This is a genomic window from Alteromonas sp. KUL150 (assembly GCF_009811475.1).
Taxonomy (GTDB): domain Bacteria; phylum Pseudomonadota; class Gammaproteobacteria; order Enterobacterales; family Alteromonadaceae; genus Alteromonas; species Alteromonas gracilis.
Map to the genome: position 1 here is coordinate 76,436 of NZ_BLIJ01000060.1, position 26,501 is coordinate 102,936.

The 26,501-nt window shown below is 45.1% G+C and carries 14 protein-coding genes; 5 read left to right on the forward strand and 9 right to left on the reverse strand.

The window, feature by feature from the left end; genetic code table 11:
- Window positions 1-18: 18 nt before the first annotated feature.
- The 5 genes from GVO62_RS14140 to GVO62_RS14160 form a co-directional block, all read right to left on the reverse strand.
- Entirely contained in the window at window positions 19-1,503 is a 1,485-nt protein-coding gene (locus GVO62_RS14140; RefSeq protein WP_159119768.1) for a tryptophan halogenase family protein, read from the reverse strand.
- A gap of 13 nt (window positions 1,504-1,516) precedes the next feature.
- On the reverse strand, window positions 1,517-2,554 hold the full coding sequence (locus tag GVO62_RS14145) for a cupin-like domain-containing protein (RefSeq protein ID WP_236547161.1): 1,038 nt from the start codon (window positions 2,552-2,554) through the stop codon (window positions 1,517-1,519).
- A 48-nt stretch (window positions 2,555-2,602) separates the two neighbouring features.
- Entirely contained in the window at window positions 2,603-3,319 is a 717-nt protein-coding gene (locus GVO62_RS14150) for a SapC family protein (RefSeq protein WP_159119769.1), read from the reverse strand.
- Window positions 3,320-3,340: 21 nt separating this feature from the next.
- A complete protein-coding gene (locus GVO62_RS14155; protein ID WP_159119770.1) occupies window positions 3,341-4,909 on the reverse strand; it encodes a tryptophan halogenase family protein in 1,569 nt (522 codons plus the stop codon).
- A gap of 120 nt (window positions 4,910-5,029) precedes the next feature.
- Complete coding sequence (locus GVO62_RS14160; protein WP_236547162.1) at window positions 5,030-7,981, reverse strand: TonB-dependent receptor; 2,952 nt, start codon at window positions 7,979-7,981, stop codon at window positions 5,030-5,032.
- A gap of 617 nt (window positions 7,982-8,598) precedes the next feature.
- On the opposite strand from GVO62_RS14160, the gene GVO62_RS14165 reads away from it, so the two are divergent.
- Window positions 8,599-11,280, forward strand: a complete 2,682-nt coding sequence (locus tag GVO62_RS14165) for a glycoside hydrolase family 16 protein (RefSeq protein ID WP_159119771.1) — start codon at window positions 8,599-8,601, stop codon at window positions 11,278-11,280.
- A 63-nt stretch (window positions 11,281-11,343) separates the two neighbouring features.
- On the forward strand, window positions 11,344-14,292 hold the full coding sequence (locus GVO62_RS14170; RefSeq protein WP_159119772.1) for a TonB-dependent receptor: 2,949 nt from the start codon (window positions 11,344-11,346) through the stop codon (window positions 14,290-14,292).
- A 670-nt stretch (window positions 14,293-14,962) separates the two neighbouring features.
- Here the strand turns inward: GVO62_RS14170 and GVO62_RS14175 are convergent.
- Together GVO62_RS14175 and GVO62_RS14180 are read right to left on the reverse strand one after the other, a co-directional pair.
- Window positions 14,963-17,515 carry a glycoside hydrolase family 3 protein gene (locus tag GVO62_RS14175; protein ID WP_159119773.1) on the reverse strand — a complete coding sequence of 851 codons (2,553 nt, stop codon included), beginning with the start codon at window positions 17,513-17,515 and terminating at the stop codon, window positions 14,963-14,965.
- A 12-nt stretch (window positions 17,516-17,527) separates the two neighbouring features.
- Window positions 17,528-18,790 (reverse strand): sugar MFS transporter, encoded by a 1,263-nt coding sequence (locus tag GVO62_RS14180; RefSeq protein ID WP_105932607.1) that lies wholly within the window; start codon window positions 18,788-18,790, stop codon window positions 17,528-17,530.
- 215 nt (window positions 18,791-19,005) lie between these two features.
- Here GVO62_RS14180 and GVO62_RS14185 point away from each other — a divergent pair, with 215 nt between their 5' ends.
- Genes GVO62_RS14185 through GVO62_RS14195 form a run of 3 tightly spaced genes read left to right on the forward strand, consistent with a single transcriptional unit; the run spans window position 19,006 to window position 22,960 of the window.
- Window positions 19,006-20,364 carry a GH1 family beta-glucosidase gene (locus tag GVO62_RS14185; RefSeq protein WP_159119774.1) on the forward strand — a complete coding sequence of 453 codons (1,359 nt, stop codon included), beginning with the start codon at window positions 19,006-19,008 and terminating at the stop codon, window positions 20,362-20,364.
- Between the two features lie 18 nt (window positions 20,365-20,382).
- The gene (locus GVO62_RS14190) at window positions 20,383-21,384 is read left to right on the forward strand and encodes a LacI family DNA-binding transcriptional regulator (RefSeq protein WP_159119775.1); all 1,002 of its coding nucleotides are present in this window, start codon (window positions 20,383-20,385) and stop codon (window positions 21,382-21,384) included.
- A 1-nt stretch (window position 21,385) separates the two neighbouring features.
- Window positions 21,386-22,960, forward strand: coding sequence for a sugar porter family MFS transporter (locus GVO62_RS14195; protein WP_159119776.1), 1,575 nt, complete (start codon window positions 21,386-21,388; stop codon window positions 22,958-22,960).
- Here GVO62_RS14195 and GVO62_RS14200 read toward each other — a convergent pair.
- A complete protein-coding gene (locus tag GVO62_RS14200; RefSeq protein WP_159119777.1) occupies window positions 22,950-24,602 on the reverse strand; it encodes an ATP-binding cassette domain-containing protein in 1,653 nt (550 codons plus the stop codon). The two genes, GVO62_RS14195 and GVO62_RS14200, sit on opposite strands and share 11 nt — an antisense overlap.
- Window positions 24,595-26,352 (reverse strand): ABC transporter transmembrane domain-containing protein, encoded by a 1,758-nt coding sequence (locus tag GVO62_RS14205; protein ID WP_236547163.1) that lies wholly within the window; start codon window positions 26,350-26,352, stop codon window positions 24,595-24,597. The genes GVO62_RS14200 and GVO62_RS14205 overlap by 8 nt, the downstream gene beginning before the upstream one ends.
- Between the last annotated feature and the right edge of the window lie 149 nt (window positions 26,353-26,501).

The following is a 26,501-nucleotide window of genomic DNA, read 5'->3' on the forward strand; positions in this document are numbered from 1 at the left end:
AAAGTTAACTGTTAAGCCTTACCCGCAGAAACGAGTAATGTAGTCTTGGTGAGGAGGTAGTTTAGCAACGGTTTTTTCAATACCTTGCTTAATACTATTTAATAAGGTTTCCAACTCCTGTCGACTCATTGTATCCACAATCGGATGGTAGCTTTGTGGCATTAATCCCTGTCCAATCATGACTTGCTGCCAAGAATCATCAAACAATTCGCTACCTTCTCTAAACACACGTCCTGTTTTTTTGAATAAATCTATACGATGTCGCAGAGATGCTGGAATATCCATTTGACGACAGTGTCGCCAAAACGGCGAATCTGTCCTGTTAGTCACATGATAGTGAAGGATAATAAAGTCCCGAATGTGCTCAATATCGAAATCAGCTTGACGGTTGAACTCATCAATATCCTCTTGCGCAATTCCTGCAGTTGGAAACATGCGAAGAAAGCGCACTATGCCCTGCTGAATTAGGTGAATACTCGTAGACTCTAAAGGCTCAAGGAAGCCGCTGGCCAACCCTAGTGCTAAACAGTTCCTATTCCATTGTTTGCGCCTTTTTCCCGTTCTAAAATGAATAACTCTAGGGTCGTTTAGAGGCTTGCCTTCTACGTTGTTTAACAGTTTCTCAATGACTTCATCATCAGAAAAATAGTTACTGCAAAACACCATGCCGTTACCAACTCGATTTTGCAGAGGAATTCGCCATTGCCATCCAGCTTCATGCGCGATACAACGAGTATAAGGGATAGGTTCTCCAACAGACTCTGTCTGAACCGCTACAGCACTATCGCAAGGTAACCAATGCGACCAGTCTTCATAACCTGTATGTAGCGCTTTTTCTATCAATAGACCTTTGAAGCCTGTGCAGTCAACAAAGAAGTCACCTTCAATTACTTCACCAGATGCTAAGGTTAACGCCGTTATAAAGCCATCCTGCTCTCTTGTTGTTACTTCTTTTATTGTAGAGTCGATGCGACGTAGACCTTCTTTCTCCGCCAAGTTGCGTAAAAATCCAGCGTAGCGTGTGGCGTCAATATGATAAGCGTAATTTAGGCCATTGTTTGGCAAATGAGCGAACTTATTTGCTTCTGCCGCCTTCCGCTCTAGGCAGTAATCGCCGAAGTCAGTTGCGAGCCCCTCTTTCAGACCTCGCATCCAGAAATGCTGGAAACCTGCTGCCCAGCAGTCTTTTCCCGTTACACCGAAGGCATGTAAATAAGCATGTTCAAGATCTTTCCAGTTCTCAAAGTTAATGCCCAGCTTAAATGTTGCGTTGGTTTGGGCCATAAATTCTTGCTCATTAATCTTGAGCAACTTATGAAAAAAGACAAGCGTTGGAATAGTGGCCTCGCCTACGCCCACAGTCCCAATTTCAGAACTTTCAATAAGCGTGACGTCAACTTCTTTACCTAGCAGCCGTGTAAATGCCGCTGCTGCCATCCAGCCTGCGGTACCTCCACCAGCTATGACCAATCGCTGCTTTTTCTTTGTCTGCGTAGATGCCATATTTACCTCTAATTTAATGCTTTAAATTGTTAACCAGCCACGCTTTAAACTGGCGGACGGTATTTTCGTCTAGCTCGCCAAGAGGGCCTTGCTTTGACGGCGGTATATGATTAAAACGCATCCCGTCGTCGTCAAAGACGTAATGATCAAAAAGCGCCTGCCACGCTCTTCGCTGTGCCTTAGGTAGCTGCTTTAACGTAAGTAGCGCGTGATATAAAGCATTTTCGGAGCGGCCGATATATGCGGGTACATTTCGCCACCAATAGTTGATAAGTAGATTAATTGATTCTGTACCTTCTATGTGATGCCACCACATAGACGGTATGTATAGCGCGTCGCCCGGAAGCAACTCTACCACCAAGGCATGCTTCATCGCCTCCTCAAATCGAGGATATTTATTCAGGTCTGGGGCACTGAAATCGACCATGCTGATCGGTTGACCAGCAGGCGTAAAATGCAGCGGCCCAACATATAAATTTTTCGTCTGAGAAGGGGGAAACAACGTTACTCTTCGCTTACCAGACGCAACACAGATTAAATTATCAGGAGCGTCGTAATGCGCAGCAATGCGACTTTTATTGCCAATCCATAGCGTACCCAATGGGTCTAACGACTCAATCGCGACTTTGTTTTTTCCAAGCAAACCTGGCAGACAGGAATCTACTGTTGTAGAGCCCACATAAAGGGTCTCGGCCGTTGAATTATGCTGCTCAGCCAAAAGCGCGCCTAGCGCAGTTTTAAAGGGCATTTTAACCCGCGAGAAATTAAAGCCGGTGATATCGTCGTTATAAAACATGCGGCCATCGGCAGACGCTGGCAATCGAATTGCGTCAACGACTGCACCTCTATCAAACTCAAGAAGATAGTCACACAAAGATTCATTGCTAGCCTTCGCAGCTTGAACAAGTGGCCACTCTGCAACAAGCTGCTCTATAACGAGCGGCTCGTCCCGCCCAATAAGATAGTTAGCAAGTCCACTTTGCGAGCATTCAAGGGTCGACGTTGTTACAGTTTCTGGTTTGGCGCAGCGACGCTGCCACATGTTATCCATAGACGCGAAACGCTCTCTTATCTTTGCAACGGCTCAATTGTCTATTTCTCACGCGCGTTCTTTTTTACGCGTAACAAGAGTACTCAGTTGAGACATAGACGCTAGCATCATGTAAATCGTGTTTAGGTGACCTTTCTCGTGCAGATCTCCTAGTGCATCTTTATCCAACGATTTAAGCACATCTTCGTTAATTGTATAAAAGCCAGACAAACGATTCGTTCCGTTGCCATCCAGATCAATATCTACAACAAACGACTCGATAAGGTTATTTGCCTCAAGGGCAGCTATAAATTGCTCGTGACTAGCTTGAGACTCGTGTAGTGTGCTGAGTACATTTGCTACATTGTCGATATATTCGCTGTTACCTCCATGAGGCAAAAACACATCAACACTATTATCGTGGGGTTCGTTTACTACTCTCGGGTCGTCCATATCGACATGAATAGACAAGCGCTCTTGGTCATCAGTGTTGCTTCTTCCAATTAAAAATGGCCCTTTTTCAATGACTAAAGGACGGTAAGAAGCGTGCCACTTGTCATCGTCTAGAAATAAGTTTTCACCTTGTTCTAGTCCAAACAATGCAACCATTTGAAAGTTGCCTTCACCATCTTTTGCGAAAACAAGAGGATAATGTGCTTGTGCATGTCTAGCCTCAACAGGAAAAGCGGCGACACACATTTGCTTAGCGTCAGGTGAAAGTGAAAAGTCTTGAATCACTCTTAGATTTTTATGTTCCACATTGTTTAGCAAAACATGATTTGCCATCATTTTCTCCTAGGTGCAATTCTATGCGCGAATTGCCTTAATTAGTTCACGATTAGTCGGAAGAGCAGCAATGTGCTTCTGAGACAGTTTTTCGTTCGCCTTTACTGCGTTTAACGTTTGCCCCATCACGCTATCAGAGTATCGAGAGAAGTTAATAGCGAATTGCTCTGGCGCTTTCATTCCGTAAAGTACATACATGTAGCTAGCCGCTGGAAAAAGTTCGTCGGCATAGCAGAAATCTGTTAAAGAGATAGGCCTATACTGCCACTCAAGCAGCCAGTCTTTGAGCTGTTCAGAGGCATTATCAAGGTTAGTCATAAAGCGCCAATAGGGCGAATCCTTTCGTACGCTTAATACATAATGCAACTTGAGAAAGTCAACGATACGCTCCCAGCGACGCGTGAAGTTGCTATTAAAACGTTTGCTCACCGAAGGCATAATTTCACGATGATTTGGCAAGTGCTCCGAAATAAAACGAGCGGACATTTCAACCATTACTAAAGCCGATGCCTCTAGTGGCTCTACAAAACCAGCACTTGTCCCTACCGCAACACAGTTTTTAACCCATGCTGTTTTTCTATAGCCTGGACTGAATGTGATTTTTCTAAAGTCGCTTTCCGATACATCTTTTGTTTTTTTACATGATGTTAGATAGGCTTTTAGCGTTTCCGCTGCTTTCTCGTCACTGGTAAATTCGCTGCTATAGACGCAGCCTACGCCTTTTCTGTGCGGTAGACCAATATCCCAAATCCATCCGTTCTCATGGGCTGTAGATAATGTCGCCGAAGCAATATCAACATTTTCATCTACGTAGCCAGCTTGAACTGCCATCGCACTGTTATTTTTCAGGCCATGTGATACATCGGTGATGGGTGAATTAAAATGTTTTCCAATCAGGGTTGCAGAGAACCCCGTACAATCGACGAATAAGTCACCACTTATTTCTTGGGACTTACACTGCAAACTTGCTATATAACCCTCAGCATCTTCTTTAATATGCTCTATATGGTCGTTAACATAATTAACGCCCAATCTTTCGATACAATGTGTTTTTAGTAGCTCTGCAAATTTGTGAGCATCAAGGTGATAGCCATAATTAGCCACGGCGGCATAGGGTGGTGTTTGCACCTGCTTTGGCGCTTTAGAAAAGTTACACAGTAATGACTGTGTACTAAACATTTCGGAAAAGGTAGATTTTTGATGCTTGTGACCGTGTGATAGCCACCATGCCCCAACTTCACCTTCGAAAAATCCGGCCGGAAGGCTAAAAGGATGGTCGTATACATTCTCCGACTCTGTCGACTTCCAGTTTACAAAACGGGTGCCCTGCTTGAATGACGCATCGCAAGATGCGATAAAATCGGCTTCACTGATCCCTATTTTTCTCAGTGTATCGCGCATTGTGGGCCATGTGCCCTCGCCTACCCCTAATATTTTTACATCCGGGGATTCTACAAGTGTCACCGACACACGGTCATTGTTTTTGATGTTGTGCTCTGCTGCGAGAATTGCAGCTGTTAACCACCCAGCAGCACCACCGCCTGCCACGACAATGGAAGTTAATGGAGCTTGGAAATGTGATTCCTTCATATTACTTACCAACAATGATGGAGTTTCGACTTGGTGAACACTACTCTATTTCTAACGCAGATAAAAATAGAGCGTTACGGCATAAGCCACAACGCTCTTTAAGTTACAACTTAGTAATACTTAGAAGCTGTAACGGACACCAACATTGTAGCGAGGCTCAACATCGTAGATACCCATAAGCATATTCGGGTGTCTGCCATGCGCTCTTTGATATTCGCCAGTTACGTTAATCCCTTCAACAAAGAGTTCAAGGTTCTCATTAACGTTATAACGCACGTTTACATCAATTTGGTCGTATGCTTCTACGTAAGTCGGGTTACGTTCACCGTTTCCGTCAATCGTTCCTGACAGGAACTTATCACGCCAGTTCCACGCAACACGTACTTCCCACTCGTCTTTTTCATAGAAAAGTACGGCGTTAGCTGTATCGCTTAGACCAAGAAGCACGAACTGGTTTTGTACCCCTTCACCTTTGTTCGTGTTGTAGTTATCGTAAGTAACATCACCGTCTACCGTTGTATAGTTGACGATAACACCAAAGCCAGTTTCACCGAATATGTGCTGAACCGCCATCTCAAAGCCGTCTACTGAACGAGAGGTATCAGAGTTAACTGCCTGAGTTACCGTAATAGGTAACAGCGGATCTTCACCAGGAATACCTTGTACAGGGTCACCAAAGTTTGCTCGCAAATACTCAAGTACCGCACCAGCATCATCTGTTCCCAGTGCTGCCACAGCTTCATCGTAACGCGGTCCACCAAATGGTGTAGGCAAGTCGAAAATCGTATCTACAAACGTGTCTGAACCAATAAAGTTATCTACCGTTTTATCGAAATAACCGATAGACACATAACTTCCTTCGCCGTAGTAATACTCTGTCGAAAAGTCGATATTCGTTGATTCAAATGGCAATAGATTTGGGTTACCCGCATTACCTGTACCGCCGTTAAAACGTGCAAGTTGATTTACGGTTAAGCCACCTTGTATATCTCCGTATCCAGGACGGGTGATGGTTTCACTGTAAGATGCTCTTACGTACCAGTCTTCACTCATCTCCATCTTGAAATCAAGTGATGGCAAGAAGTGGTCATATCCACCGTCAAGTGTCGTAAACGTTTCGCCGTCAATGACTGCATTAAACTCATTTGCTCCTGACCATTGAATAGTCGTGAACTGAGGAACAAGAGCCGTAGACTCTACGTCAGTGTCTTCGTAGCGCAGACCTGCACTTACCCACACTGGTTTACCTGCTAACTCAAACTCCATATTTGCTTGCAAGTAAGCAGCAATTTGAGTTTCAGTAACACGGCGATCTACTTGATAATTTGGGTCCATACATAGACGCGTACCACATGGACTGATAGTTTCACCATTTGCTGTCGCTATAGCGCTTATCGCTCCAATCAGGTCCTGCATATTTGATGCATAGTAGAACGGTTCTAAATCAGCACCATTACTACCTAACACGTCATCGAAGCGACTTGGAAGGTCTTCTTGCATGAAGATATCATCTGGATAATCATCAGCCGTTCCATAACCACCCCATGTATCGCGCTGTGCAACTGAGTAAGCAGAACGGTTTTTCGCCTCCATCGCCGTAATACCAAAATCAATACTCGTGATTGTTCCTTCGTCGAAGAAGTAATTACCACGGAATTGAACTTGGTCAATTTCAGACTTCATGTAGCTATTTCTGAATGACGTACCTGATGTAGACATGCGAGCAGGATCTAGCCCGTTCACGCCATCTGCGTAAGTAATGTCCATGACTGGGAAGTCTTGTGAGTAGTCAACTTCCGTTAATACGCGGTCAAAAGACACTGCGCTAACTACATTATCACTTCCTAAGTCATTAGAAGGGCCCGCTTCAGCAGTAGATGAATGGACATCTAGCTCTAGCGTAAGATTGTCGGTCGCTACCCATTCAACATTGAAACCAAGTGATTTGTTTTCGTTATAAGTTGAAGTATCTGAAGTGCCTAAACCGATGTCACAGCATGTAGAATCAGCGTAAATTACCGGGCCCATTACAGAGCCTTCTGAATTCGTGCCAGGAGTATATTCACCATAGGCAGGAAGCCCATTGAACCAAGTAGAAAGTTGCTGTCTCTGTGTTTGAACTTCCAACTCAGAGTAGGTGTAATCTAATGATGTAGTAATTCTGTCGTTAGGCGCATATTGAAGTGTCAATTGGCCATTTGTTCTTGTTCTGCTGAATTCATCAAAGTTATACGCTAGATTACGAGGTGTTGAATAAACATCATTTGGACCTGGAACATTGGTAAACGAACCATCGCGAGGTAGCGAGCCCCAGTCACCGCCGTCACCTTTAATAGTATACCAACCATTACCTGTTTCGGCGCTTGCCTGACCGCCATCACGCTCTTGATAAGAACCGATAATCTGAATACCAAACTTATCGTCATTGAACGTTTCACTGTAAATACCAGACACCAGTGGAGTGATAGAGCTACCGGTCTCGGTTGAACCGTCCATCATACCTTTCGCTGTGATAGTGGCCTTTCTTCCAGGGTTTGCCAATGGTTTTGCAGTAACTAGGTTAACCGTAGAACCGATGCCACCTGTAGGCTGAGATGCAAGACTTGTTTTATACACTTCTACCGCAGAAACACCCTCAGACGCCAAATTCGCAAAATCGTATGAACGTGACGATGATGCAGAAGTAGCAGCAATGTTAGCCGCAGGCATTTGACGACCGTTTAACGTGACCAAGTTATAGTCTGGTCCAAAACCACGTACTGTAATTCGACTACCTTCTCCTTGAGAGCGATCAATCGAAACACCAGTAATTCGCTGAAGTGATTCTGCTAGGTTAGTATCGGGAAACTTACCAATATCTTCGGCAGAAATTGCGTCAACTACGCCTGATGCTGCTTTCTTTGTCAGCATAGCCTTCGTCAAACTTTCTCTAATACCGCTTACTTCAATAACCTCAAAGTTTCCGGCTTCGATTTCTTTATCATTTTCCTGCGCTTGTACTGGAGAGGTAATGAGTGCTCCCAATACTAATGACATGCTTGATGCCAAACGTGTTTTCTTAAATGTAGTCATGTGTATCCCAGCATTACTGTTTAATGGATGTAGGAAAAGGGTAAGTTGTAGAAACGTTACTCTATCCCCACATTTTTAATTCGATACTTTATTTTGGCACTTAAATTCAGCACCTTATGTAAGCGCTTACAAAAGAGTGCGGAATGCTTGAAAGCGCTTACATGCAACAATACGATCAGGATGAATGTAATGCAAGTGTTTAATAACTGTTAAATAAAAAACATGCTCCTACATTACTTAACAATACAGATGTAAAACACGCGTGGTTAGACACTATTGACGGCTATACAGATTGAAATAAACATTGATATCTCTATTCTCATTAAAAATCTGTTAACTACAAAAAATGACTGCCTTTGCCGTTTTGCAGCCCAAGAAATATCGATTACACCGCCGCTTTCGCCTTACTTGTAGAGGCAATATATTAGACCAATTATTTAACAATATAAGGTTCAAAACTAAGCTAGATGCATTGACCTTTGATTGCCGTTGAATTAATGTTAGCAAAATGTAAGCGCTTACAAAACTCTAAAACAAAAATGTAAGCGCTTCCAAAAGGCTAAATGTGGCTTTTGCCACAACATAAAAACCCAAAATCTTTGACCAAGGCTGAAATAATGAATAAAAAATTCACTCAACTATCGCAGGTAGCTGCTGCGATATCAGTCACAACCCTAGTTGGCTGTGGTGGTGGAGCAGAAACCTCTACCAATATCACAGCTGTGGACGCGTCTGTTCCAGTCAGTGACTGGCAGCTTGTTTGGAGTGACGAATTTGACGGTACTAGTATTGATGACGATAACTGGACCCATGAAGTAGATTGTAACGGTGGAGGTAATAACGAAGCACAATGTTATACCGACAGTGAAGGCAACGCCTTTGTTTCAGAAGGCAGTTTAAAAATTGTTGCGCTCCCAGCAGAAGAGGGTGCGCCAAAACCTTACACATCAGCCCGTCTTAATACACGATACAAAGCCGACTTTAAATACGGACGCATTGAAATGCGTGCAAAAATGCCAGAAGGCCAAGGTAGCTGGCCAGCATTTTGGATGATGCCAACTGATGAAGTTTACGGCGGTTGGCCACGCTCTGGTGAGATAGACATTGTTGAAGCAGTGAACCTAAAAGCGGCCAACGCTGAAGGTAATCCAGAAAATCACATCTATGGCACCCTTCACTACGGTCAAGAATGGCCAAATAACGATAGCTCTGGCCAAGCCTATTCATTACCAGATGGCGCAAACCCTGCTGATGACTTTCATACCTACGCCATTGAATGGCAGGAAGGAGAAATCCGCTGGTACATGGATGGATATTTGTACGCTACACAGCGACGTTCTGAGGTGCGTTACAATGCAAACGGCGACGCTACCGCTCTTACACACCGCGGTTGGTATGCTGAGTACTATGAACAAGGTACTGGCGAGCTAACAACTCACTGGGATAATGCGCCATTTGACCAAGAGTTTTATCTGATTCTAAACTTTGCGGTAGGTGGCGATTGGCCAGCCAATGTAAATGAAACCGGTATTGATGCTGAAGCATTCGCAGAAGGTCAAACCTTCGAAGTAGATTATGTACGCGTATATGAATGTGCGTCAGACCCAGATACTGGCAAAGGCTGTGAAACTGTGCGCCCAGGTTATGATTCTTTAGATGACGCATTAGTTGAAGGTGCAGCACCTGTACCGACTCCGCCATCTACAGGTATTCCACAAAACCTGACTATCTTTGATGGAACACCAAATCCGAATTGGCCAGCATGGGATTGCTGTGGTGGTTCAACGCCTGCATTAGTTGAAGATGCGAGCCAAGGTCAAGTGTATGAATTCACATTTGGTGAAGCACCTACAGTAATGGGCTTTATTAGCCGATCGCAATTCATCTCCGACCCAGAAGGTGAGGCATCGCCGTTCGACGCTTCGCCAATAGAAGAGACCGGCAGCGTTAAGTTTGACTTAAAGGTAACCTCGCTCCCAAACAATGCAACCACAAACTGGTTATTTAAAATTGAAAGTTCTGAAGGTAGTACTTTTGCAGAACTTCCTCTTATGGATGGTTATGTAGGGCCGTCAGACACCGCTGGCGCAACGCCAGAGCAAGGCGTGTGGGAATCGTATGAGTTCCCTCTAAGTACACTGGCTGAGGCTGGACTTGATACGAGTGCTATCGATGTAATCATGGTTTTCCCTGCGTGGGATACTGGTAACGGCACAGTTTATCGCATTGCCAATGTTGAAATCTCACAAGAAGGTGGCGTTACCTATCCTGAACTTACCATCTTCGAAGACGGCCAAAATCCGGATTGGCCGATGTGGGACTGCTGTGGTGGTTCAACACCAACGGAAGAAATGGACGATGAAGAACACGGTTTAACAGCGGAGTTCCGCATTGGCGCAGAACCTACCGTAATGGGCTTTATCACACGCTCTGCTGCTGGCGGCGGTGATACACCATTTGATGCAACAGCGCTAACAGATGGCGGTTTACTGCAATTTGATATGCGTGTAGTTAATGCACCTAACAACGCCGAGGCATCATGGCTATTCAAAGTAGAGTCTAACGATGCCTCCACTGCTGTAGAGCTTCCGCTTGCTGAAAGCGTAGAGGGTCAAGCGCCATCTGAAGGTGAATGGCAAACTTATACCTTCCCTATTTCAGACCTACAGGCACGTGGCTTAGATGTAAGTGGTATCGACGTGATCATGGTATTCCCAGCTTGGGGAACAGGTGAGGGCGCGGTCTATCGCTTAGACAACGTGAAGATTTATCACCCTGACAGTGGTGCTGAAGCGCCAGCTGGTGGTATTACCCTGTTTGCAGATACTGCCGCAGAGCAGTGGAGAATCTGGGATTGCTGTGGCGGTTCTACACCTACAGAAGAAATAGATGACGCTGAGCATGGCACCGTTGCAGAGTTTAGAATTGGCGAAGCACCAACCGTAATGGGCATCATTGCAGATGACGGTCACTCATACGATGCATCCTCACTACTTACAAACGGCGCAGTGCGCTTTGAGATGAAAGTAAGCTCAATGCCAAATGATTCGTCAGCACCTTGGCTATTTAAAATAGAGTCAATAGGCGCATCAACCGCTGTTGAGCTTCCACTTTCTGCAAGTCTTGAAGGTGCAGAACCTGTGCAAGGCGAATGGCAGACCTATACATTCCCACTGCAAACTCTGTTTGACGCTGGCCTAGATATTAGTGCTATCAACGTCATCATGATGTTCCCAGCATGGGGGACGGGCGAAGGTGCAGTATATCGCGTAGATAACGTAGAAATAGCGGCGCAATAACAAAGCCACCGCCGCTCGAAAACGGGTGGCGGTGTTTTATTGATAAGAATCAGTAGGGCAATTATGAAACACACTACTTTTAAAAAGACCCAGCTTGCCACGTCAATGGCTTTGTTGATGGGCTCCACACTAGCACTACCTACCTACGCACAAGAGGCGGAAACGGCAACACCCGCGGAAGGCGAAGTAGAAGTTATTCAGGTTAGCGGTATTCGCGGCAGTATGATCCGCTCGATGGACTTAAAGCGCAGTTCAAACGGTGTAGTAGACGCCATATCAGCTGAAGAGCTAGGTAAATTCCCTGATACAAACCTAGCAGAAGCACTGCAACGCATTACCGGTGTAACCATTAGCCGTAATAACGGTGAAGGTAGCCAAATTACCGTTCGAGGTTTTGGTCCAGAATTCAACCTAGTGACACTAAACGGTCGTCAAATGCCGGGTACTGGTTTTACCCGTTCATTTGACCTTGCCAACCTTTCATCTGAAGGCGTAAGCACGTTAGAGCTTCAAAAAACAGCCCGTGCAGAAAACCCAAGTGGTGGTTTAGGTGCTACGGTAAATATCATTACTATGAAGCCGCTTGCCCAGTCAGGACAAAACGCAACTATTTCAGTGAAAGGTATTTACGATACGTCTAACGAAGCTGGTGACGATGTAACGCCAGAAATTGCAGGTGTTTACACCAATACCTTCGCGGACGACATGTTCGGGTTCGGCGTTTCATTCTCTCACCAAGAGCGTGATTTCCAACAACAAGCTGCTAGCATTCAAGGTTGGGTACTTCAAGAGAATGAAGACCTTCCTCAAAATATAGATCCAAGTAATGTTGTTGATAACCGCACCAATATTACCGATGTAGCGTTCTTCCCGAAAGACATGAACTACAGCATTAACGACATTCAACGTGAACGTTCGAATGGTCAGGTTACTTTCCAGTTCCGCCCTGTAGATGCGTTTACTGCAACCATAGACTACACGGCGTCTCGCGCTACCACCGGCACTAATACTGTAGGTTGGGGTATATGGAACAACTTTGGTGCTAACATTAATGCTTATGAGCTTGATGAGAACGGCACAGCTGTTTATGCAGATATCAGTGGCGATGACGGCTCGTTTACCGCAAGCCGCAATACCACTCGCGTTGACGCCCGCTCACTGGGTGTAAACTTAGACTGGATGGTAAATGACGATTGGCATTTACGTTTGGATTACCATGATTCTTACAACAAAACCGACAATGGTTATGACGAAGGGCTGGGTAGCGCTGGGCAGATCATTCTTGGTTCAAATCAGTTAGAGTCTAAAGTTTATGACTACCGTGAAGGTGAAATCCCACAAGTCTATGTAAACTGGAATAACGGCACCAACGAAATTATGCCGGGTGAAATTGACTCTAACTTCAGTCAGTTCATCTATTCACCAGGACGCTCTGACATTGAGCAACTGCAATTAGACGGTACTTGGTATAACTCTGCGTGGGATATTCCGCTTGTTAAAATTGATTTTGGTGTAGCTCGCACAGAACAGTCTCTTTCTGGCTTTACCGCATGGAGCGGACTACGCGGCGGACCTGGCTTTAGCCCGTCGTTTACGGAAATTTTCCCAGACAGCATGTTCGTTCGCAACGACACCTCAGGCTTCTTAAACGCCTTTGATGGTGGTGGCGCAAGCATGAACCCTGGCTATTACTACACCTTTGACTTCGATGAAGCCATTGCGCGTCAGCTTCAATTCATCACTGCTGATGTTGTGGGTGAGAGCAATGCGTACTCTATCGACCCATATTTCAGCGGCGATCCTTCAGTAAGTAATGTAGAAGAGACAACAGACTCAATTTACGTACAGACTGAATGGGATTTTGAAGTTAGCGATTACTATGTTCAGGTTAACGCAGGTCTTCGCTACGAAGAAACGGAAGTACCAAGCACGGCTGAAGTTCGCGTACCTATTCAGGTTAATTGGGTTGCGGCTGGCGAGTGGATCACTGTTTTCCAAGACGGCGTTGAAGAGCAGGACTTTACCGGTAAGTACGATGTACTGCTTCCTATGTTCGACGTGAAAGTTGATGTAACAGACGATATTGTTGCCCGCTTCTCTTGGGGTAAATCAATTACTCGCGCACCTATCGGTTTCTTGCAAGGCGGACGTTCATTTAGCGGAAGCCCTAAAATTGGCTCGAGGGTAGTATCTGAAGGCAGTACCGACCTTAAACCATATGAGTCAACTAACTTAGACTTATCTTTCGAATGGTACTACGACGAAGCGAGCTATGCGTCTGTCGGCCTATTCAGAAAGTCAGTGAAAAACTATATCGATACCCAAGGTAGGCTTGAGACCTTTGACGGCCTAAACGACATCTATCAGGGGCCAAGATGGCAAGAAGCTGTTTCTGCACTTCAGGCAGAAGGCATTCAGGCCACCAACAGTAACATTTACGACTACTTCAGAGAAGCAGGCTACGCTGATGCAGATGGCGTTGTTGAGCCTAACTCAGACGACCCGCTTATTGAGTGGAACGTGGTTAAACCTCGTAACCTTAGTGATTCTAGAACAGTAGAAGGTATCGAGCTTGCCGTTCAACATACGTTCGGTGAAACAGGCTTCGGTTTTGGCGCTAACGCAACGCTTGTTGACGGTGACGTAAAGTATGACCCGTACGACCTTGAACAGCAAAACCCGCTGGTAGGCATCAGTGATTCTGCTAACTTTCAAGTGTTCTACGAGAAAGAAGGCTTGTCAGTTAAAGTAACCTATGCATGGCGTTCAGACTATCTAGTTGGTATTGGTCAAGCGCAGGGCTCGGCGGATAACCCAGCGACTCAGTTCGACACCTTTGGTCAGGTTGACGCCAGCATCAACTACGATGTAAATGAGCACTTAACGGTCTTCCTAGAAGGTGTAAACATCAACGACGAAACCGAGCGTGGTTACGGCCGCTTTGAAGAGCAATTCTTATTTGCTCGTCAATATGGTCCTCGCTACACGCTAGGCGCTAGATATTCTTTCTAAGTTATCAAGCTATTACGCTAAGGGCCTTTTTAAGGCCCTTTTTTTGTTTTAAGCGCGCTCAAATTTTCCAAAGTACTCTTCAACTAAGTACTTTTCAATTTTGATAACCTGAACAAAGGGACTGAGGTAAGAGTAGTATTAGACAAGCAAGTGCCTAAGCACGCTATGGTAGAAAGGAACTCACTTTAGGTCACCTGACCTTTCCCTTCAAAAATAACGCCGGTTTTCGAGGCTTAAAAAAATTGTAGATTCGATTGTTGATAATTATCGGCAAGTGCGTATTTCCCCAAGATTCAGCGCACAAACCTTTTATCCAAGTACTTCTCAGTACCAAAAGATATGGAAACATAGGAGCTTATTAAACAAAGTAACGATGAACTTAATGTGGATAACAAATTTGGCGGAAGTAGCATTTTTATTTTCAGTCATAAAGACTAAAACAATCTGTGAATTCAAGTCTTAATGAGTTGAGAACATTGTAATTCTTGAGTCCGAAAACGCTAACCCTGTACTTGGCATATTTTCTCAAAAAGCATCAACAATGGTTTTTAAAACACTTTTTTCTCTAAGGCATTATTACGTAGTAACGGGTGATTACAAATAAAAAAGTCGCCAGCGTTTAGGCTGGCGACTTTCATAAAGTAGTAGCGTTAATACTTAAGCTTTCTAGTTAATCCTGACAGCTTATACTCGCTGACTCTGCCGCACCTGGCTTAAACTGAATATCTGCCACACTCAAGCTTGCTTTACCCGCACTACCTAATTCAAACGGTACTACAAGACCGGTAAAGTCGATACCTTCGTCAACAAAGCACTGTAGGTCAATACTCACATTCGTCCAGGTATCAACAGGCATTGCTTTAAGCTGCTCACTGATATCAAGTTGTGTTGAGCAACTTCCTGGCGCGTCGCCCTCGCCTTCACAGTTCATTCCCACAGTTACAGGCTGCGTGATATCTGAATGACGGCTTACATTAAAGCTAAGCGCACCTTGCGTGAGTAATAGCGCACTTAAATCCTCGCGGAAAAAGCTCTTACTTGCAAAGCGCATCGCCGCGAACTCAGAGCCATCAAATGTCACTTTACGGGCATCTTCTTGAACCACCTTATCGACGGTGCGGTACGTCAATGCTCCGACAGTATGAGTGCTTGCACTCACTGTTAACGACTCATCACCCGAATACAACCACAACACCCATGGAGACTGAACGGCACCGTTTAGAACTTCCATTGCCTCGTTGTTATCAGTGCTTACTTTTATCTCAGTGTTTAGCGAATCGCTTAATACGTTTTCGGCATCAAAGGTTAGACCAAATCCATAGGGTAGCAATGGTTCGTAGGTCTCATCGCCCTTATTCACGATTTGCTGAGGTTCCGATGGCCAAGAGAAAGAAAGCTTACCTTTGAAATCATGCTTACCAAAAAGTACATCGGCTACCGCTGCACCTTCAGAGCCCGGAAGCCAAGCAGCAACAAACGCGTCAGAAGCATTAAGTTCAGCATTTACCCACATTGGACGACCACTGATAAACACCGATACCACAGGAATACCTTGGGATTTCAGTTTTTCTAGCAGTGCTAAGTCTTTTTTGCTGCCGTGCTGATAAATTAAGGTTTCTCTATCACCATGGCCTTCAGCATAAGGTTCTTCACCAAAAACAACTATCGCCACGTCAGGCTTGGTTTCAAAACTACCGTCAACCGAAAGTTCTACGTCACCGCCCCCGTTTTCTACATGCGCCTTAATACCGTCATAAATTGAGCTGCCACCTGGGAAGTCATCATTCGTATTATTTGTGCCTTGCCACGTAACACTCCAACCACCTGATTGCTTGCCGATATTGTCGGCGCCATCACCTGCTACCATTATGCGTTTAGTCGCCGAAAGCGGCAAAGTTTTATCTTTATTTTTCAATAACACTAGCGATTCACGAACCGCTTGACCGGCTACTTCACGGTGCTCAGCTTTACCAATTAATGAGCGGTCGGCCGATAGCGGACGATTAGCCGGACTTGGCTTGTCAAATAGGCCTGCTCGAACTTTGACGCGAAGAATTCGGCGAACCGCATCGTCAATACGCGACATTGCAATAGTGCCATCTTTCACTTGAGCGATTGTGTTGTCGTAAAGCACCTTCCAGTCACTAGGCACCATAAAAATATCCAAGCCGGCGTTAATGGCTTGAGCGCAGTCTTCGTTATTACAGCCGGCTACTTGACCGTGGCCGTTCCAATCGCCGACTACGAATCCATCGAAACCCATTTGATCTTTAAGTACGTCAGTTAATAAGTATTTGTGACCATGAAGCTTTTCACCATTCCAGCTGTTAAAAGACGCCATAACCGACTGAGCACCCGCCGTTAATCCGCCCACGTAACCTTGGGCATGAATATCGAACAAGTCTTGCTCGCTGGCAATATTGTCGCCTTGGTCATCACCACCAACCGTTCCACCGTCACCCACGAAATGTTTTACTGTGCTGATAACGCGCTGGTCGCTTAAAAAATCTTTTTCTGCAGCGCCCTGAAGGCCTTTTACAACAGAAGCTGCATATTCCCTAACAATGGCAGGGTCTTCAGAATAACTTTCATAAGTACGACCCCAGCGGTCGTCACGTACAACAGCAACCGTTGGTGCAAATACCCAATCAATGCCTGTCGCCATCACTTCTTTTGCTGTGATATGGGCAATTTCCTCTACTAGCTCAGGGTTGTTTGCTGCACCTAAACCTATGTTATGAGGAAATAAAGTCGCACCAATAACATTGTTATGACCGTGAACCGCATCCGTTCCCCACATCGTCGGAATAGTCGAGCCATCAAGGCTGTCATCCACCGACGCTTGATATAGCTTTTCGGCAAGCGCTACCCAGTCATCAGGTGTCGCATGCTTGTCGTTATTAGGGAATGCGCCACCACCGTTTAGGTAAGAACCAAATCCGTACTGACGCATATCCTCGACGGTTATATTGCGAATTTCAGGCTGGATCATCTGTGCAATTTTTTGCTCAAGTGTCATGGTAGAAAGAATGTCTGAAACCTTGCTTTCTACCGCTGGGTCAGCCTTCACCTCGATATTTAATGCAGGCCAAATTTCACTGGCTTTATTCGGTTTATCATTGGCACTGTTAACTGAAGAAGCGTTATTCTCGGTTGTACAAGCACTAACTAAAACACTAACTAGTGCACCTGTAACAACGTTTGCGATTAGACTTTTTCGCATTATTAATCCTCGTTACTTTTCAGTGGATTGAAATTTAGCTACGCGGCTTCCCACAAGACCATAATAGGCGATGTAGAGATAGCAAGAAGCTGGAAGTAAAAACGACAATGTGACGCCAATAGAGTCCGCCAGCATTCCTTGAAGCAAGGGCACGATAGCGCCACCTACTATTGCCAAGCATAGAATACCTGAGCCTTGCGGCGTATCTTTCCCCAACTGCTGAAGGGCAAGACTAAAAATGGTTGGAAACATAATTGAGTTAAATAAGCCCACACCGAGTATAGTCCATAGCGCTACGCTTCCTGTACTTGAAAGGGATAACAAAATTAATACGATCGCAACACAGGCGTTGAACGCCAACACATAACCGCCAGATATTTTTTGCATGACTACTGCACCGATGAATCGTCCGACCATGGCACCACCCCAGTAGTAAGCCAGAAGTTTTGCAGCACCTGCCTCGGTAAGCCCCCCAACTGCAGGACTCGCTAAATAGTTCACTAACATACTGCCAATAGCAACTTCAGCGCCTACATACATAAATATGCCTACTGCGCCTAAAACAAGATGCTTGTGGTGCCACGCGCCGCCTTTAAATACACCCGTACTGGCGCTGGTATGATTTAGCTTAGGTAGCTTCAAATACATAAAAACGAGCGCTAATAAAAGTAACGAAGCAGCAAGAATCAGATAAGGCACCTGGACATCTGACGCACTTGGCGTGCCGCCGCCATGTTCACCGGTAGCCCCATAAATCAGGTAGGAGCCAAAAAACGGCGCAACTGTGGTACCAAACGCATTAAACGCTTGAGTCATCGTAAGGCGTGAAGACGCAGTATTAGGGTCACCAAGAGCGGTAACATACGGATTAGCAGAGACTTGAAGAACGGTAATTCCCGACGCCAGGATAAAAAGTGCTAGTAAGAAAATACCGTATATTTGGGTCGAGGCAGCAGGGAAAAACAACAAACATCCAACACAGGCTATGCCCAAACCTAGAACAATACCTTTTTGATAACCAATGCGCGACACCACCATACCGGCTGGTAAAGATACGACAAAATAGGCACTAAAAAAGCAAAACTGAATAAGCATTGCTTGTGTGAAGCTTAAATTAAAAGCCCCTTTTAGATAAGGTATGAGAATGTCGTTCAAGCACGTTATAAAACCCCACATGAAAAACAACGTAGTAAGCGAGATAAGTGCAAAACGGTAACTACCATTCACATTTCCCTCTTGGGCGTTTAAATTATTAGGCTGCACTGGTGTGTCCACAAATAACCTCTGTTGCTATTTTTCGAATTAATGATAGATTTAGAATTGAAAGCGCTTACACAACAGCAAAAATAGCCCTTTTATAACTTTGTAAGCGCTTACATTGAGCAGATAATTACATGAAGCGTTATCGAATTCAATGTAAATATGATGTTATTTACTTTGTATTGCACATTGTAAATATAAGATTTTGTAATAATCAGGACATTCTCACGATGCCAGAAATTAACCTCCCTTCTACTTCAGCGATGTTATCGAAAGATTTTTTATTTGGTGTGGCTACATCAAGCTTTCAAATAGAAGGAGATAGAGGGGGAAGGTTAGATTGTATTTGGGATACGTTTTGTGCAGAAGAAAATACAATTTCCGACAGCACAAACGGAGATATTGCCTGCGATCATGTGAAGCTTTGGAAACAGGATATTGAACTTATTGACTCCCTTGGCTTAGACGCTTATCGCCTATCTATTTCTTGGCCTCGCGTAATGAATCAGGATGGCACCATCAACGAAGTGGGCATGCAGTTTTACGTCAACCTAGTGAACGAGGTTATTGAACGTGGCATGAAAGTGTTCGTAACGCTATATCACTGGGACCTTCCTCAACACTTAGAGGACAACGGAGGCTGGCTCAACCGCGACACCGCCTTTGAATTTGAGAAATATGCCGAAGCTGTTGCAAGTACATTAGGCGAAAAAGTTTATTCATACGCCACGTTAAATGAGCCCTTCTGCTCTGCTTACCTAGGTTACGAAGAAGGGATACACGCGCCTGGCAAAACAGGCATGGCTAACGGGCGTCGAGCAGCTCATCACCTACTACTTGCTCACGGCCTAGCGCTAAAAGTACTTAAGCGCCTGTGCCCAAACAGCAAAAATGGGATTGTGCTTAACTTTAGCAACTGCCATACGATAGGCAGTGACAGTAACGATATTGAAGCCGCAAAACTTGCCGATGAATATCATAATCAATGGTATTTGCAGCCAATCATAGATGGTAAGTACCCTGACGTAATCGAGCGACTAGACGCAGAAGTTAGGCCTGAGATCCTTGATGGTGATATGGATCTTATTTCACAGCCTATCGATTATTTGGGTATCAACTTTTACACCCGCACTCTCTATAAAAGTGACGGCGCAGGTTGGTTTGAAGTTGTCCCTCCTGCTACCACCGAACTTACGGCTATGGGTTGGGAAATCACGCCAGATGCATTTACAGAATTATTAGTCGATCTTAATCAGCGCTACGCGCTGCCGCCTATCTACATCACTGAGAACGGTGCGGCAATGAACGATGAGCTAATTGGCGGCGAAGTAAAAGATGACGATCGAACTGCCTATTTCCATACCCACCTTAACGCGGTTGATGAGGCGATGAAGCAAGGCGTGGATATACGCGGATATTTTGCCTGGAGTCTAATGGATAACTTTGAATGGGCGCTAGGCTATTCAAAACGCTTTGGCATTGTCTATGTAGACTATGAGACGCAAAAACGTACATTGAAACAAAGTGCTTTGGCCTACTCAAAACTGGTTAAGAGCCGTTTAAATGGGTACATTAGCGGTATCAAATAAGAATAAGTACCGAACTGTATGGCAACAATTTATCAAGTCTCAGAAGCTGCGGGTGTATCGCTGGCTACCGTCTCTCGTGTTATGAATGGTAACGCGCGGGTAAGTGAGCGCACGCGCAAGAAAGTTGAAGAAGCAATGGCATCATTGGGATATCAACCCAACGCTATTGCCCAGTCTTTGGCGTCAAACCGCACGAACAGTGTGGGTTTACTCGTATCAGAACTGCACGGCTCCTACTTTGGCGACTTGATGAGTACCGTAGAACAGGTGCTAAAGCAAAACGGCAAGCACGTTATCATTACCGCCGGGCATGTCGATGAAAAACGTGAACACGAGGCTATAGAGTTTTTAAAAAGTCGTCGCTGCGACGCTCTCATTTTGCACGCTGAAGCAGTGTCTGACGAGTATCTAAAACAACTGGTCGACGGTAATGTTCCCGTTGTTGTTATTAACCGCAAGGTAGATGACTTAAATGACAACTGCTTTGTTGTAGACAACGAACAAGGCGGCTATCTGGCCACACAGGCAGCAATTAATGCAGGCCACAAGCATATTGGGTATATCAGCGGCCCACTGTTTAAAAAAGATGCCAGTGATCGGCTTGCTGGCCACAAGCGCGCGCTTGAAGAGGCCGGGATTAAGTTTGAAGAAACTAGTATGTTTGAAGGAGATTTTCACGAATCGGCAGGCCATGAAGGCATGCTTCACCTTCAAAAACACTATCCAAATTTTACTGCGCTAGTTTGTGCCAACGACGAAATGGCCTCAGGCGCAATGACAGCAGCGAGAGAAGCTGGCTTTGATATCCCTGAACAGCTTTCCATTGTTGGCTTCGATAACGTGTTATTTTCGCGCTATCTTTACCCTAAACTCACCACAATAAATAACCCTATCCACGCTATGGGAGAAATGGCGGCTTATTGGGTGCTTCAACATGTTTATAACATAAAGAGCCCTACTCCAATTGAGCACCTGTTTGTTCCTGAAGTGATAAATAGGGATACATTAGGCAACCTATAAAATGAATAAAGCCCTGTCTCCATCTCTGTATTACACTCTGATTGTCTCGCTTGGAGGCTTTATTTTCGGTTTCGATGCCAGTGTAATAGCGGGAGCCAACGGCTTTATAGACGCTGAATTTGGCTTAAATGACTGGCAGCAGGGATTTGTTGTCAGTTCACCTACCCTTGGAGCGCTCATCGCTATGCTATTTGCTGGCGGTATCAGTGACGCTATAGGCAGGCGAAAAGCGCTCATACTTGTGGCTTTCTTATATTTACTTTCGTCCGTTGGCTCTGCCCTCGCTCCCAATTTCGAACTGCTGGTGCTTTCTCGGTTTATCGGCGGCATCGCATTTTGTTCACTAATTATCGCCCCACTGTATATTTCCGAAATTAGCGCACCACGCAATAGGGGAAAGATGGTGTCGGTAAACCAGCTCAACATTGTGTTTGGTTTCGCCCTGTCTTATTTCACCAATTATTATTTATTACAGCTAAGTAACAGCGCAGCGCCTTGGGTGACCGACATAGGCTTAGATATACATTTGTGGCGCTATATGTTGGGCCTAGAAATTATTCCTGCACTTCTATGGTTTAGCTTACTTTTTACTATTCCTCGCAGCCCCCGTTGGCTGGTATTAAAAGGGCGTCAGAAAGAGGCAGAGCAGGTAATAAACCGCTTATTCGACCATGCACAAGCAAAAGCGCTGGTTGAAGACATTTCGTCATCGTTGAAAGAAAGATCTTGGTCACTAGGCGAGCGCCTTGGCTTTCTAAAAACAAAAGCCATGCGTTTTCCTTTGATGGTGGGAATCATTATTGCCATTGCGCAGCAAATTACCGGCATCAACGTTATCTTTTTTTACGCTCCTACTATTTTTGAACAAAGTGGTGTAGGTACCAATGCAGCCTTTATGCAAGCGGTATTGATTGGCGTGGTAAATGTAGCGTTCACCATAGTCGCCATGTTAACCATTGATAAGTGGGGCAGAAAGCCTTTGTTGTTGATAGGTCTTACTGGCGTAGTGATCAGTATGGCTATCTGCACTTATGGGTTTAAGCAGGCAACGTATCAAGTACAGCAAACTGAGATTACAGAACTTTCCCAAGAGAGTCCTTCGGTCGCTGCCAAGCTAACTCCGTTAATCAAAGAAACCTATTATTCAGATGTAAGCTTTAAACGTGCGCTTAAGGCCGTGCTAACAAGCAGTGAATACGACACCTATCAACAACCGCTACTTACTAGCAGTATTACTATGAATGCGCCGTTAGTGCTTTTTGGCATCATAGCCTTTGTTGCTTCGTTCGCTATGTCATTGGGCCCTGTTATGTGGGCCATGCTGGCCGAGATATTTCCTAACCAAACTCGGGCACTGGCTATTTCATTGGTGGGTATGGTGAATTCACTCACAAGCTTCTTGGTTCAAATGGTATTCCCATGGGAGCTAGCCAATTTGGGGGCTGCCGCCACATTTGCCATATACGGAGGCTTCGCTTTAGTGAGCTTGATACTGGTCGCCAAGCTATTCCCTGAAACAAAAGGAAGAAGCCTGGAAGACATTACAAAAGACTTCGAGCAGTTCGCTACAAAGTAGCGCGATGCTCGCCGTTAACGGTAACCATGCTCGCTTCGTCTAACTGTACGTTTTTTTTCACCGCGAGGGCTTTAGGGGTGACATGTGAAGCAATTATCACTAGCTTATCGGTAGCAAAGCGGTTTAACACGTCACACACACGTTGTTGTGTGTGAATGTCTAAGCCTTCAAACGGCTCATCTACAAGTAATACTCGTGGATTAGCTAAAATAGCCCGAGCTAGCGCTACGCGCTTTCTTTCACCACCAGATAGTGGCCGTCCTGTTTTGCCTACCCAAGTAGTCAATAATAAGCCCTTATCCAAACCTAGCTCTTGCAGCAGCGTCGTCATTTGATTGTGGGGTATTTCCTGTCCAGCAGGGTCTAAATTTAAAGCAAGCGTACCAGATAATATGATGGGCTCTTGCTCAACATAGCGCCAGTTTGAGACTAAACCAGGGGGCATGGTTACGCCATCAATCTCTCGTTTCCCGTTGGCAGGAAGTAGCCCCGCGAGCCCCTGAAGCAAAGATGATTTACCACAACCAGAGGCACCTGACACACAAACCACACCTTTAGCTAACATGCTTGTATTCACTTTGTTCGTACGACGGCCTTTTATCGAAAAATCCGTTAAGGTTATCGCTGTATTTATCTCTCTTTCACAAAGCATCTTGATGGGCGTTGTTTTCATTTGCCGAAGCGCTTTTACGCTTTGTTTGTATTGTGCAAACTTAGATATGCTTGAAAAAGCGTTCCCCGCCCAATCGGGCGCCGCTAGCAATACCATAGGCACTACGATAGCGATGGGAGCAAAAAGCAGCATCTGCGCGATGGATAAAGCACCAGACATCATAAGCACAACCAACAAAAACGCTATACCCTGAAACCACCACGCGGTGCGATTAGCTGTATTTTTTTGTGCGATCTTTTCTTGCCATACTGCTTTAGCACTGACGTTTTTTCCGACTATGTTCGATGCTTTTATCTCTTTAACATCCAGCGTGCTGGCATTAGAAGCGCTATGGCTATTGTATGCCCTAGTAACATTGTCTTCGCGCCGACCTACAAGCCCCAAGTTTAAATGCCAAATTGCACTACTATTTAAAAAGTTGTTCGACGCTTGTCTAAACTCGGCATTCGCGCACGTCGCGCGCTCAGCGATACGAAGCGCCCCTAGCCCTTGTAGTACTTCCGCTATCAACCACGCCGCAAAAAGGGCAATAAGCAACCCTGCACCAGGAAAGTCAAACCACGTGGCTATAAAACAAAGACTTGTGAAAATAAACATAATGCTAGACAGCGGCGCTATCCACGCTATCCAACGACTAGCAAGCTCTTCGGTATGATGAGCTAGTGCTTCCGTCGTTAAGGCTTTTTCATTAATCTGGCTGTTTTCAAGCTGGCTGAATACGCCTAATCTAATATTGGCTATCCGAGCAAGTAAATCGTTGTGGCCAACCCACATACTGGCGTAGCCTGATGCAATGCGAAGTAGCGCAAGTGCGCGGATAACAACAGCAGGAATGACATAGTTAAAGCCCACAGGCGCAATTGCGCTGACGGCAATAAACCAAGAAGAAATAACCAAGATACTGATGCCTGCTACACCATGAGCTAGGGCGAGCAATAAAGTCAAATAGGCGGGTTTAGTACTATTCATTGGTCGACGCCTGCTCTTTGCTTTGGCTAGCAATTGATACTGTTTTCACTTCACCGTTTTTGATACTCCAGAAGTGTGTGAACCAATTGGCAGGCAGTGCCTTGTGTGAAGCCCAAATCAAGGTTTTGTTGTCACCAAGGCGGTTGATAAGCTGAGCCAGTCTGTGATGTTGGGGATCTGGTAAATGCGCCGTTGGTTCATCCAATAACCATGTGCCAGCGTCTCGCAACAAAGCCCGAGCTAGAGATAGACGCTGCGCCTCGCCCCCAGAAAGTAATGGGTAATCTGTCATTAACGTGTCTAGTCCATAGGGTAATAGGGCTAGCCACTGCCCTAATTCTACCGCGTGAAGCACCTCGTTAAGCGCTTCATCCGTATAGCAGTCATCAAGGCATAAGTTCTCTCGTACCGAACCTGGTGTTACTACTGGGTGCTGCGTGATCCACACAACCGGCTCGTTAAATTTGTGAGATGCAGGGCGCTGCCCACCGAGTGCTTCTAACAACAGCGTTTTACCAGAGCCCGAAGCACCGCTGAGTAAAATTCTATCGCCTTTAAAAACATTAAGGCTATCTGCGCTAAGCAATGCAGGCAGTTCGTTTGTAGAGGATGATAACGACGTAAATAGCGACGCGTTCATCTCAAAAACGTTAAAGTGAGAGGCTGAAAGCAAAGATTCGCGTGGTGTGTTTATATGCTCAGAATGGCTATCTTCTTTTGTATCTGAAAGCATTTTAATTTGAGCTTGAATATACACAGAGAACAAAGGAGCAAGTTCGTCTTGCGCGGCTTCTGCCTGTGCTTTTTGATGATAAACCTGACCCAATTTTTTCATTTCACTTAACAGTAAGGGTACGGTAAGCAGCACCCACAAACCTTGCTGTAGTGTTATTGCAGGCCCAATACTTAATTCACCCAACAATGAAAAACCGATAAATACCGCCACTAAGGCCACGGCAAGCGTGGCGAAAAAATCCAGCACGCTGTTAGATAGAAACGCCACACTCACCACTTTCATAGTTCGCGTATTTAAATTATCACTGGCTTGCTTTAACAAATCAGTTTGTTTTTGATGAGCCTGAAAGCTAGCCAGCATAGGCAATGCCGCCAAGCGATCAGTAAACAAGCTACCCAATCGTTCAAGCGCAATAAAGTGCTTGCGATGCAGTGCGGCCGCCCCTTTGCCTACGATGATCATAAAAAGCGGCACAACAGGTAATGTAAGCAGTAGACCAAAACCGATTACAGGGTTTACGTAGAAAATAACGGCTAAAGCCAGCAATGGCACTATCACCGCTATCATTTGCTGCACCCGATATTCTAGGGCCCAATCGGTAAAAGCCTGCATATGCTGCAGCCAAAGGGTTTGCCAATAATAAACAGAGTGCTGGCGGATAAGCGCATGCTGACGGGCGACAAACACCTGCTTCAAATGCGCTTCAAGTTTATCAAGTGCCTTCGCTTTACCCATACTAGAAAGGGCGTTAAACGCGCCTTGAAATAACCAGCACAATGCTAAGCAGCAAGAAAGCCCTACTACATCGCCACGAGTCGCAGGTGTTTTATTCACCACCCAGTCTTGAGCAATATTAGAAAAGTAATAAAAGCCAATAATTAAAGAAAAAAGCGACAAACACTTAACCGCTACCTGTGACATAAGCGAACGGCGCAAGCCAAGCGATTGCGCGCTATCCACTTCCTTACACCACTTAGTAAGTGTTTGTCTGTTGGGAACCTTTTCTTTAATCACTGTTCGTTTCTATCTTTTTTGTTGTTTCGTTTATATTTAACTTTTTTTGAAGTGGTAGGCTGGCTGCAAAAAAGCCCTCCTCCACCGCTCAATAATTCCGCACTTCTTTTTCACTTTCTCTTCGAAGTGGTGGTGGGCTGGCTGCAAGA

Excerpts from the sequence above, each read along its gene's own strand:
- GVO62_RS14200 (WP_159119777.1), bottom strand. The coding sequence starts at position 24,602 with ATGAATAGTACTAAACCCGCCTATTTGACTTTATTGCTCGCCCTAGCT.
- GVO62_RS14160 (WP_236547162.1), bottom strand. The coding sequence starts at position 7,981 with ATGACTACATTTAAGAAAACACGTTTGGCATCAAGCATGTCATTAGTA.
- GVO62_RS14155 (WP_159119770.1), bottom strand. The coding sequence starts at position 4,909 with ATGAAGGAATCACATTTCCAAGCTCCATTAACTTCCATTGTCGTGGCA.
- GVO62_RS14150 (WP_159119769.1), bottom strand. The coding sequence starts at position 3,319 with ATGGCAAATCATGTTTTGCTAAACAATGTGGAACATAAAAATCTAAGA.
- GVO62_RS14190 (WP_159119775.1), top strand. The coding sequence starts at position 20,383 with ATGGCAACAATTTATCAAGTCTCAGAAGCTGCGGGTGTATCGCTGGCT.
- GVO62_RS14165 (WP_159119771.1), top strand. The coding sequence starts at position 8,599 with ATGAATAAAAAATTCACTCAACTATCGCAGGTAGCTGCTGCGATATCA.
- GVO62_RS14195 (WP_159119776.1), top strand. The coding sequence starts at position 21,386 with ATGAATAAAGCCCTGTCTCCATCTCTGTATTACACTCTGATTGTCTCG.
- GVO62_RS14175 (WP_159119773.1), bottom strand. The coding sequence starts at position 17,515 with ATGCGAAAAAGTCTAATCGCAAACGTTGTTACAGGTGCACTAGTTAGT.
- GVO62_RS14170 (WP_159119772.1), top strand. The coding sequence starts at position 11,344 with ATGAAACACACTACTTTTAAAAAGACCCAGCTTGCCACGTCAATGGCT.
- GVO62_RS14140 (WP_159119768.1), bottom strand. The coding sequence starts at position 1,503 with ATGGCATCTACGCAGACAAAGAAAAAGCAGCGATTGGTCATAGCTGGT.
- GVO62_RS14185 (WP_159119774.1), top strand. The coding sequence starts at position 19,006 with ATGCCAGAAATTAACCTCCCTTCTACTTCAGCGATGTTATCGAAAGAT.
- GVO62_RS14145 (WP_236547161.1), bottom strand. The coding sequence starts at position 2,554 with ATGGATAACATGTGGCAGCGTCGCTGCGCCAAACCAGAAACTGTAACA.